Consider the following 9,080-nt stretch of genomic DNA (forward strand, 5'->3'; position numbering starts at 1 on the left):
GGTCACCGTGACCATTGAGATTACCGAACCGACCGCGCAGGTCAGCGTGCCGGACACCGCCCGGTTCGACGAGCAGGCGCCCGCTATCGAGGCGCTGGCCGAGCTGAGCCAGATGTTCGGGCACCTGCCGAGGCCTTACATCACGATCAACCGCTTCTCGCAGGGCATGGGGCTTCAGCTCGACTCGCCGTCGGCGTTCGAGCAGTGGCGTACCGCGCTCCAGATCGCCCCGGATTCGGTGGAGGCGCACGACAACAAGACGAACGCGTGGCTGGCCGCCGACGGCGTATTCCGGGGCGTCGCGGTCCGGCTGACGGGCTTCGGCCTGGCGCTGCCCAGTGAGCAGGACGATGCCGCGGCGGTGTCCGCGTGAACACGAGGCTCGTGAACAGTGCGTCGGGCGTGATCACTGCGGCGCAGGCACAGAACCGTACGGCTGCTGGTATCGCGTTGGCGTTGGAGTCGGCGCAGATGCTGATGACGCCGGAGACGGCCGCCGAGCAGGAGCGGATTCGGACCGAGCGAGACCGGTACCGCACCGCGTGGCGGATGTCGCGCACCCGCGCCCTGTCCGCCGGAGGCGCCGCCGATCGCTACGCAGCCCGCGCTCGTGAAGGGCAGGAAGCCCTCCAGAACATGCTGTTCGCCACCATCGCGTCGCAGATCGCCCGCAAGGCCGCGACCGACGAGGCGGCCGAGCTGCGCGCCCGGGTCGCCAATTTGGAGGCCAAGCTCGCCGAGTACGAGCAGCCCGCCGACACCGCGCCGAGCGGCAACGCCGCTTCCGAGACCACTAGCCCCGCCCTGAAGTGGCCCGCTGACTGGGACGACGTCCTGGACACCGCGATCCACACATGGGGCGGCGAGTGGGACACCCGCCGCGTCCAGCGCCTCTACCTCGCCCGCAACGGCCGCGGCCTGCTCCGGTCGCACGCCCGTGGGTTCCTGTCGCGCCGGGCCCGCCAAGGGCTGATGACGCTGCACGACCGGCCGGGTGCCCGCTTCTACACCCTCAACTCCCCGAAGGGCGGCGCCTGATGACGACGACCGTACAGGCCGGGGCTTCGGCCCCGGCCTCCGGCCCGGCACCCATCACCGGGCCCGGCATCTACGAGATGACCAATGACGAGTACCACTCGCACCGGTACGCCCTGTCCTCCAGCGGCGCGCGGAAGCTGCTGCCGCCGTCGTGCCCGGCGATCTTCCGGTACGAGCAGGACCACCCGCAGCCGTCGAAGAAGGTGTGGGACATCGGCAACGCCGCCCACAAGCTCGTCCTCGGCAACGGGCCCGCCCTCCAGCTCGTCGACTACGAGCGGTGGGACACCAAGGCCGCGAAGGCGGACGTGGCCGAGGCCCGCGCCGCCGGGGCGATCCCGCTGAAGCGAGCCGAGTACGAGCAGGTGCACGACATGGCGGACGCTCTTCGCCGACACCCCGTCGCTTCCCTGCTGTTCGACCCCGAGCGCGGCACCCCCGAGCAGTCTCTGTTCTGGCGCGACGACCGTACAGGCGTCATGCGACGGGCACGCCTTGACTGGCTGCCGAACCCGCGGTCCGGACGGCTGATCATCCCGGACTACAAGACGTGCCGGTCGGCGAACCCCGAGAAGCTCGCGAAGGACATCGACGAGTACGGCTACCACCAGCAAGACGACTGGTACCGCGCCGCCTGCCGGGCTCTCGGCATCGCGGGAGACGACGCCGCGTTCGTGTTCGTCTGCCAAGAGAAAAGCGCTCCCTACGTGATCACCGTCATCGAGGTGACCGCGACGGCCCGCCGCATCGGCGCCGCCCGCAACCGCCGCGCGCTGGAGACCTTCGCCGATTGCACGGCGTCCGGCTACTGGCCCGGCTACAGCGACGACATCGAGCCCATCGCCCTGCCCGGCTATGCCGAGACCCGCGACACCTTGGAGTACCTGTGAACTCCCCCGCCGAGCAGCAGTTCGCCGCCCCCGCGGCCCCGGCTCCGTCGTTCGTCGGTCAGGGCACGGCCGTTGAGCAGTCCCGCGCGGTCGCCGAGGTCCAGGCCGCGGTCATCGTCGCCCGCCAGTTCCCTCGTGACGAGGCAGCGGCCACCCGCAAGATGCGCTCCGCGTTCCGTCAGCAGAGCCTCGCCGCCCGGTCGTTCTTCCGCTTCAACCGCGGCGACGGCAACGTCAACGGCGAGACGATCCAGTTCGCCAAAGAACTGGCCCGCTGCTGGGGCAACATCCACCACGGCCTGAATGAGCTGCGTCGCGACGACGAGGCCGGCGAGTCCGAGATGCAGGCGTGGGCGTGGGACCTGGAGTCCAACGAGCGCGCGAGCACGACGTTCATCGTCCCGCACGTCCGCTTCACCAAGACGTCCGGGCGGAAGTCGCTGGAGGACCCGCGGGACGTCTACGAGAACAACACGAACAACGGCTCCCGCAGGCTGAGGGAAATGATCTTCACGGTGCTGCCGGACTGGTACCGGGAAGAGGCCAAGTCGGTCGCCAACTACACGCTCGAGAACGGCGCGGGCGACAAGCCCCTCGCACAGCGCATCGCGGACGCCATCACCGCCTTCGAGAACATCGGCGTCACCGTCGACCAGCTCGAAGAGAGCCGCAGCGGCCGCGTCAGCGAGAAGTGGACCAACCTCGACGTCGCTCAGCTTCAGATCATCTTCGAGTCGATCCGCCGCGGTGAGGTCACCGTGGATGAGGAGTTCCCGCAGAAGCGCGTCACGGTTGGGGAGATCGAGCAGCAGGCCAGCCAGCCCACGCACGAGGCGTCCGCGACCGAGGGCCGGGAGCAGTGGCCGGCCGCGAGGCAGCCCGGAGCGGGGGCCAAGCCGTGAAGCTCACCACCCGCCATCTCGTCCGTGGCAAGGGCCGTCACCGCGCGGTCGTCGTCCCGGAGCGCATCAAGGTGCCGCTCGACGACCTCCTCGGCCCCCGGCCGCAGTTCGCCGCGCCGCCCGTCGCCGGAGTCATCACCCAGGCCTGGAACCCGTGCCCGCGCTGCGACAAGGACACCGCGGGCGTGGTGCACACGGACGGCTGGACCTGCGGCGAATGCCTCACCACCACAGGGAGCTCGGCGCCGTGATGCCCGCCCTGTGGCCGCCCGCTGAACTCCCAGGCCTCCACATCGACATGGGGCACTGGGATCGGCGGGCGGCCCGCTGGCTCCGCTTCCCCACCGCCGACTACCGGTGCGGCCAGTGCGGCGAAGTCGAGTCGGCCTCCGGCGACGCCGTCCGCGCGTTCGTCGCCACCATCCACCGCGTCCACCAGGCCGAATGCACGGCCCACACCCAAGGAACCTGACCATGACCATCCCCACCCCTGGTGCCCTCCTCAAGGGCCCCGAACGCGAGAAGACCACTCAGAAGGCCAAGGAGCTGTACCTCGCGGGCTGCACCATCCAGTCCACCGCGGACCGGATCGGCCGCTCGTACGGCAACACGCGGACGCTGCTCCTGGAGGCCGGGGTCAAGCTCCGTCCCCGCGGCGGCATGCGCAACTGACCGGCGGTCATGGGGCGGTCTGAATGGCCGCCCCATGACCGGATCTTGCCGTATCGGTTCCGCAACATCATGGAGAAGAGCCTCAGTTGAGCAACGGGGAGCAGGACACCCGCGCGAGCGGCAGCGTCCCGCACGCGTACGGGAACGCCCTCGCGTGGCGATGGGTGCCCGAAATGCCGTCGGCGCTCAAGCGCGCCGGGCTGCACACGTTGCTCTACGCCCTGCGCTCGATGGCCAACGCGAACGGTGAGCTGCGCTTCCACGGCGACCGGAAACCGATCCGGATCCAGGACATCGCCAAGGCCGCCGGCGCGGATGAGAAGGACATCCGGGACCGGTTGGAGGCCGCTCGGCTCGCGGGGGTGGTCGTGGTCAAGGGTGAGCGCCGCCGGGGCCGTCCCGCGCTGTATGCGGTCACCCTCGAACCTCGCCCGGACTGGTCCGCCGCGGTCGCTTACCTCGATGGCGTGAAGCAGCTGCGCGAGGAGGCGAAGCAGGAGCGGGCTGCGCGGAAGGGGACGTCTCGGAAGGCGGCTCCGTGGGCCGAGGGGTTCGGGGGGCGGGCCCCTGAACTTCCCGGCTCAGAGTTCGGGGGACCGACCCCTGAACTTACCGCCGGTACGGAAACCGAAGTTCGGGGGACCGCCCCCCGAATGAGTTCGGGGGACCGCCCCCCGAATGGTTCGGGGGACCGCCCCCCGAACAACCCAGGTAGTACCCATGTCTCTACCCATGAGCGGGCTGAGGTCTTTTCACAACCTCAGGTAGTAGGGCCCCCCGACCCTCAAGATCACGAATCCCACGAAGCAGCGCAGGACGCCGAACCGCCGCCCGGCTGGATCCGCTGCGCCCGCTGCGAGCAACCGCTCATCCCCCGCTACGGCCGCACTACCCACCCCGGATGCCAGCCAATACCCGCCCCGGAGAGGACCGCCTCATGACGCCGTACGAGCGCCTCATGGCCGAGCAGATCCCCACCGGCACCTTCGGCCACGCACTCCCACCCGACCAATCCTCATCACGCCCCACCCGTCCCTGGACGCCAGACGAGCAAGCCCAACACGTCGCCGAACTCCTCGAAGCCCTCGACGGCTGGCACCACGGCGACGCCCCCCGACACCTCCGCCTCATCACAGACCAGCCAGACCAGACAGCCGCCTGACCGCCGTCTCATCCGGTTCCGCCCGCCCACGCGCACAGACAGGACCCCGACCATGACCGACTCGATCGCCCTCGACCTGCCGACGCTCACCGCCGACTCCAGCCCGCAGCCCAACGAGGAGCGGCCGTGATCGAGGTGCTCGCGTTCGTGCTCCTGGTCGTCTCCGCGGCCGGCCTCTTACTCGCCCACTGGATGTATCCGCCCTGGAGACGCCCGTGACCACCGTTCTCGCCGCCGTCCTGGCTCTCTCCGTCGGCTTCGTCGTAGGCCTTCTCGTGCGCCCCCAGCCGCGCCGCGTGTGGGCCTGCGCCCGCTGCGACGACGAAGCACTCATGACCTCCGAGCGAGCCCGCTTCGACGATCTGATCGCCAGCCTCGACCTGACCAACCACGAGCCCGAGGGCCCTGCGTGAGCGAGCGCGTGACCGTCGACACGATCACCAGCGACCAGGGCGACGCCATCTGTACCTGCACGTACGGCGAACGCTGCCCCAACTGCCGCGACTGACCCACGAGCACGACGAAGGGGCGCCCTCACAGTCTCCCCAGACCAGGACGCCCCCAGGTGTTGATCACCGTACCGCCCCACGCACCACAGGAGCACCCACGATGACCACCACCGCCACGCACCTGCGCACCATCGCAACCCGCTGGACCGACCTCCGCGAAGCCCTCGCTTCGACCGGCACCGCCACCTGGCCACCCGCCGGCCGCATGAGCGACTACCTCGCCAGCCTCGACCAGGCCGACGCCGAGGCGCTGGAAGCCGAGCGGCACCGCGCCCTCGCCCTGCGCACCCTGGAACGCGACCCCTCACAGATCGGCGAGACCCGGCCCCCGCTGCGTATCTCCGTCCTCGACACCATGCGCACAGTCGAGGCCGCGCTCGTCGAGACCGCGGACCAGGTCGCCGCCGTCGTCCAGCGCTCCCCCATGACCTTCGCCCCGCGCTCGTGGCCGGCCGCCGACCGTGCCCGCCGCAGCCAGCTGGCGCGCGCCGACGCCGCGGACCCGCGACGCTGGCGCTTCGGGGGACGACACACGGCACCGCACACCGCGCTGTGGCTCCTCGCCCGCGTGCAGGGTGCCCCGGGCCCGTTCCGGCCGCTCCCTGACCGCGAACACCGGCTGATCGCGAACGTGGCCGCAGGCGCGTGCGAGCGTGTCGAGCGCGCCCTCGACATCGCCGCCCGCAAGGCCGCGATCGCGCGCCCCTGCCCAGAGTGCAGCGGCCAGCTGGAGATGCACGGAGGCGCTGGCGCCTCACCCGTCGCCCGATGCACCTCGTGCGGGCGTACATGGGCCGCGCAGACCGCCGCAACGTAGAACTAGGAAGGGATGGCGTCAGGGGATCCGGATCGCCACGGGGTCCGACTGACCATCCCACACGACTTTCAGCTGCGCTGGTAGTGGTTCGTTTATCCCGGGGGACAGCAGGAAGGTATGCGCTTCCCCGGGCTCAAGCGTCACGCCCACAGGGCGTTCGCTCGTGGCGGGATATCCCTCTTCGAGAACAGTGACCGCAGTGGCCGTCAATTCACCAATGTTGCGGAGCTGGAAGACACCCCACTTACGGCCGCCGCCTGGGGGTTCCAGCACGAGCTCGACCTTCGGGGCAGCGGCAGCACGCTGGTCAGCCAGAGCGGCCTCTTCGGCAGCCGCGGACCTCTCGGCGGCAGCCGCAGCGCGATCGCTATGCTTCAGCGCCCTGATACTGATACCCAGCGCCACGGCGGACACCCCCAGCGCGCCCCAACCGGGGACATCTGCCCAACTCATGTCGGGACTCTAGCCCCTGTCGCAGGGCTCCAGACCCCATCCACGACGAGCCCCCGCCCACATAGTGCGGGGGCTCCGTCATCTCACCCGGCCCACCCGATCTCGCGTACCTCGATGGCCCCGGCATGACCGCATGAACTGGATCCAGCAACGAGACCCGCACGCCTCGCGGATCTCCTCGACGCTGCCGGGGTCGCGTACGTCCGGCCACGCCCGCGGATTCGTACGTACGACATCGATGAGCGCGAGCACCTCACGCCGCGCCTCGTCGTTCGGCAGCTGGGCCATGACCTCCACGGCGAGCTCCTCGAACACCGTGCCGTGCCTGTGCATAACGCCCCCTTGTGATCCACAGGGCAGCCACGGTAAGGGAGCGTCCGGAAGCCCGCTTGGACCTGTGGATAACTCCTGTTACCGCAGGTCAGTCGAGATCTAAGTCCAGCAGTGTGTCCGGGCGGCAGATCTGGCAAATCTCCAGGTTCGCGTCGGTGATCGCGAGTCGTGCCTCCATCGCGTGCACAAAGTGAGGGAGCGCGCCCGCCATGTGGCAGTCCGCCAAGTGCACAGACGAGGGCAGCGGCCCGTCAGGGGTATGCGAACGCCCCAGCTTGAACGGCTTGGACGGCCGCCGACGAGACTGGGGAGCCGGCGGATTGGACGTGCGAGCTGCGAGCGGCGGCGTTTCAGCGCGCTGCGGCTCCCCTCCCTCCGCCTTGTCCAGCGCCTGAAGAACGCCATCCCGCTGGAGCTCCAGATAAGTGTGGACGGTCTCGTTCTCCGCGATCTGCTGTTCGAGGTGCGCCAGGATCGCCCTGAGGCGGGGTGGATCAGGCGGCAGATCGGTCATGTGTTCGATTCAAACACCGACCTCCGGACCCGTCGAGCTGAGGGCGCCGTAGGCCCGCGGCCCGCACATGGACAGAGGCGCCAAGCGTCGTCCCGTGACGGGTGTCATGGTCGCCGAGCACCCGTTCGACTCGAAGTACCTCTTCGTGGACTACATGGCGCATCTCAAGCTGCTGTTCCCCGCGAAGGGCTCCAAGGAGTTCACCAACGCGGGCGAGAAGGAGCTCGCCAACAAGGGCGTCGACTTCGAGATCGACATGTTCAGCTCATCATCGGCGGCAAGTTCATCTACGCGGCGCACGAGCTCGCATTGGGGATGTTGTTTCACGTGAAACATGCTCGCGAACCGACGTGAACCCAAGGGCTACAAGTACAGGAGCAGATAGTCGCTGGTCAGGAAGGTCATCCACAGCGAACTGGTTGCAAGACTTCCTACGGATCACCTTCAGGATCCCGTACAGGCCGACCGGCCACCACCTGCTTCTTCCGCAACGCCCACGGCGTTTTGGACGGACTTCCCTGTCTCGCAGGGGGGTTGTTTGACCCCGAGGGGCACCGACTGTCAGTGCGGTGCCGCAGAATGTTCGACGCGGCCACAAGGCCCCCGCCTCAAACGGCGGCGGCCCCCTGGTCCTACGCAGGAGGCCGCCAACACCGTCAGGAACGCCAACCAAGGGAGGCCAACATTCCCAGCAACGGGAAGCATAGGCGCAAGCTCGGACATCGTCCCACCCCGAAGATCGTCTGCACCACCCGCAAGCGTGAACGCAAACGCGCTCACATCGCTGAACGCCCAGCACGGCGCCACTTCCACCGCAAGCGTGACCGCATATGCGCTCACGTCATGGAAAGCACAGCACGGCGCCACTTCCGCCGCCTTCTGAGCTCTGCCACGGATGAACTCTTCCGGGCCGGAGTGAAGGCGAGCCTGAGCGGAGCCGCTGCGCTCGCGCTCTACTGGTGGAATCACCACTGACGAGGTGAAGAAGGCACCCGCGCCGCCTCGCGACGAGGTGACGCGGGGCCTACTCCTACACAGAGTCCGGTGTCCGGTCGGCAGAAGTGGCAGGCCTGCGCGTTCGGCCCTGTGAGCGCTACACGGGCATCATGTTCTTTGATTGGGCGGGTTCATCCCCGGCTAAGACCAAGCCCCCCACCTCTTGGAGGCGGGGGCCCATGTCTGGCTACTCCTCGGCCGCCGGCAGCTTCCCCTTCACGTCCGTACGCCACCCCGGCCGAGTGATCCGCTTCCGGAAGTACGGCGCGGCGAGCCGGTAGTCAACGGCGTTCGAACTGCCGACCTTGACCACAGGCGGGAAGTCCGGATCCTCGCGGGAAATCTTCGACAGTCGCTGATGAGAGATCGTCTCAACGATCCCGTCGGCGACGAGTCTGCGCGCGAGCTCGCGAAATGACACCATGTCCGGCCCCCCTTCGGCCTCGGCCATGGTCACCATCCTGTCTGACCTTGTTGCCACGTGGCAACAAGGTCTGTACTTTGAAGCTGGCAACAACAAGCCCCAGGCCCGGCGTTGGCGCGCCCTTTGGGCCTGGGGCGACCCGCCTTCAACCGTGACGAAGAGGCAGGCCGTGACCAACCGTATCGACCAGCCCCCTGACCAGCCCAGCCCACCGCCCTGCGAAGCATGCAGCGGCGACGGCGGCACGGTCGTGGACACCAGCAGCGACGGCGTGACCCGCGAGAGCTGGAAGAGCTGCGGCTCCTGCCACGGCACCGGAACCCGCTGACCCACCGACCGGCCGGGTCACGCACATCCCCCAGCGCGGCCC

18 protein-coding genes are annotated in these 9,080 nt (G+C 68.9%); 13 read left to right on the forward strand and 5 right to left on the reverse strand.

Translation table 11 applies throughout. The features are described from left to right. Positions 1-7: 7 nt before the first annotated feature. The 10 genes from ACFYO0_RS14415 to ACFYO0_RS14460 all read left to right on the forward strand — a co-directional run bounded on the left by ACFYO0_RS14415 (position 8) and on the right by ACFYO0_RS14460 (position 5,990). Positions 8-373 carry a hypothetical protein gene (locus ACFYO0_RS14415; protein ID WP_388674745.1) on the forward strand — a complete coding sequence of 122 codons (366 nt, stop codon included), beginning with the start codon at positions 8-10 and terminating at the stop codon, positions 371-373. Then, positions 370-1,038, forward strand: a complete 669-nt coding sequence (locus tag ACFYO0_RS14420) for a hypothetical protein (protein WP_388674747.1) — start codon at positions 370-372, stop codon at positions 1,036-1,038. Before ACFYO0_RS14415 ends, ACFYO0_RS14420 begins: the two co-directional genes overlap by 4 nt. Next, positions 1,038-1,928, forward strand: coding sequence for a PD-(D/E)XK nuclease-like domain-containing protein (locus tag ACFYO0_RS14425; RefSeq protein WP_388674749.1), 891 nt, complete (start codon positions 1,038-1,040; stop codon positions 1,926-1,928). Before ACFYO0_RS14420 ends, ACFYO0_RS14425 begins: the two co-directional genes overlap by 1 nt. Continuing rightward, positions 1,925-2,830, forward strand: a complete 906-nt coding sequence (locus tag ACFYO0_RS14430) for a hypothetical protein (RefSeq protein WP_388674751.1) — start codon at positions 1,925-1,927, stop codon at positions 2,828-2,830. Before ACFYO0_RS14425 ends, ACFYO0_RS14430 begins: the two co-directional genes overlap by 4 nt. Next, positions 2,827-3,081, forward strand: coding sequence for a hypothetical protein (locus tag ACFYO0_RS14435; protein ID WP_388674753.1), 255 nt, complete (start codon positions 2,827-2,829; stop codon positions 3,079-3,081). The genes ACFYO0_RS14430 and ACFYO0_RS14435 overlap by 4 nt, the downstream gene beginning before the upstream one ends. After that, the gene (locus ACFYO0_RS14440) at positions 3,081-3,302 is read left to right on the forward strand and encodes a hypothetical protein (RefSeq protein ID WP_388675454.1); all 222 of its coding nucleotides are present in this window, start codon (positions 3,081-3,083) and stop codon (positions 3,300-3,302) included. The genes ACFYO0_RS14435 and ACFYO0_RS14440 overlap by 1 nt, the downstream gene beginning before the upstream one ends. A 2-nt stretch (positions 3,303-3,304) precedes the next feature. After that, complete coding sequence (locus ACFYO0_RS14445) at positions 3,305-3,502, forward strand: helix-turn-helix domain-containing protein (RefSeq protein ID WP_388674755.1); 198 nt, start codon at positions 3,305-3,307, stop codon at positions 3,500-3,502. A gap of 901 nt (positions 3,503-4,403) precedes the next feature. Further along, complete coding sequence (locus ACFYO0_RS14450; RefSeq protein ID WP_388674757.1) at positions 4,404-4,664, forward strand: hypothetical protein; 261 nt, start codon at positions 4,404-4,406, stop codon at positions 4,662-4,664. Between the two features lie 215 nt (positions 4,665-4,879). After that, positions 4,880-5,077 carry a hypothetical protein gene (locus tag ACFYO0_RS14455; RefSeq protein WP_388674759.1) on the forward strand — a complete coding sequence of 66 codons (198 nt, stop codon included), beginning with the start codon at positions 4,880-4,882 and terminating at the stop codon, positions 5,075-5,077. Between the two features lie 196 nt (positions 5,078-5,273). After that, positions 5,274-5,990, forward strand: a complete 717-nt coding sequence (locus tag ACFYO0_RS14460; RefSeq protein WP_388674761.1) for a hypothetical protein — start codon at positions 5,274-5,276, stop codon at positions 5,988-5,990. Positions 5,991-6,008: 18 nt separating this feature from the next. Here the strand turns inward: ACFYO0_RS14460 and ACFYO0_RS14465 are convergent, their stop codons facing one another. The 3 genes from ACFYO0_RS14465 to ACFYO0_RS14475 form a co-directional block, all read right to left on the reverse strand. Continuing rightward, positions 6,009-6,443: a hypothetical protein gene (locus tag ACFYO0_RS14465; RefSeq protein ID WP_388674763.1), complete on the reverse strand. Its 435-nt coding sequence runs from the start codon at positions 6,441-6,443 to the stop codon at positions 6,009-6,011. Between the two features lie 78 nt (positions 6,444-6,521). Then, on the reverse strand, positions 6,522-6,776 hold the full coding sequence (locus ACFYO0_RS14470) for a hypothetical protein (RefSeq protein WP_388674766.1): 255 nt from the start codon (positions 6,774-6,776) through the stop codon (positions 6,522-6,524). An 88-nt stretch (positions 6,777-6,864) separates the two neighbouring features. Then, complete coding sequence (locus tag ACFYO0_RS14475; RefSeq protein ID WP_388674769.1) at positions 6,865-7,290, reverse strand: DUF6233 domain-containing protein; 426 nt, start codon at positions 7,288-7,290, stop codon at positions 6,865-6,867. Between the two features lie 94 nt (positions 7,291-7,384). Here ACFYO0_RS14475 and ACFYO0_RS14480 point away from each other — a divergent pair, with 94 nt between their 5' ends. Next, positions 7,385-7,621: a hypothetical protein gene (locus ACFYO0_RS14480; RefSeq protein ID WP_388674771.1), complete on the forward strand. Its 237-nt coding sequence runs from the start codon at positions 7,385-7,387 to the stop codon at positions 7,619-7,621. A gap of 512 nt (positions 7,622-8,133) precedes the next feature. Further along, positions 8,134-8,265 (forward strand): hypothetical protein, encoded by a 132-nt coding sequence (locus ACFYO0_RS14485; RefSeq protein ID WP_388674773.1) that lies wholly within the window; start codon positions 8,134-8,136, stop codon positions 8,263-8,265. Here ACFYO0_RS14485 and ACFYO0_RS14490 read toward each other — a convergent pair. Further along, positions 8,256-8,408: a DUF6233 domain-containing protein gene (locus ACFYO0_RS14490; RefSeq protein WP_388675457.1), complete on the reverse strand. Its 153-nt coding sequence runs from the start codon at positions 8,406-8,408 to the stop codon at positions 8,256-8,258. The genes ACFYO0_RS14485 and ACFYO0_RS14490 overlap by 10 nt on opposite strands. Before the next feature lie 65 nt (positions 8,409-8,473). Further along, entirely contained in the window at positions 8,474-8,737 is a 264-nt protein-coding gene (locus ACFYO0_RS14495; protein ID WP_388674775.1) for a hypothetical protein, read from the reverse strand. 124 nt (positions 8,738-8,861) lie between these two features. Here ACFYO0_RS14495 and ACFYO0_RS14500 point away from each other — a divergent pair, with 124 nt between their 5' ends. Then, positions 8,862-9,038, forward strand: a complete 177-nt coding sequence (locus ACFYO0_RS14500) for a hypothetical protein (protein ID WP_388674778.1) — start codon at positions 8,862-8,864, stop codon at positions 9,036-9,038. Positions 9,039-9,080 lie beyond the last annotated feature (42 nt).

The sequence above is a fragment of the Streptomyces sp. NPDC006365 genome, assembly GCF_042870755.1.
Lineage (GTDB): Bacteria > Actinomycetota > Actinomycetes > Streptomycetales > Streptomycetaceae > Streptomyces > Streptomyces xiangluensis.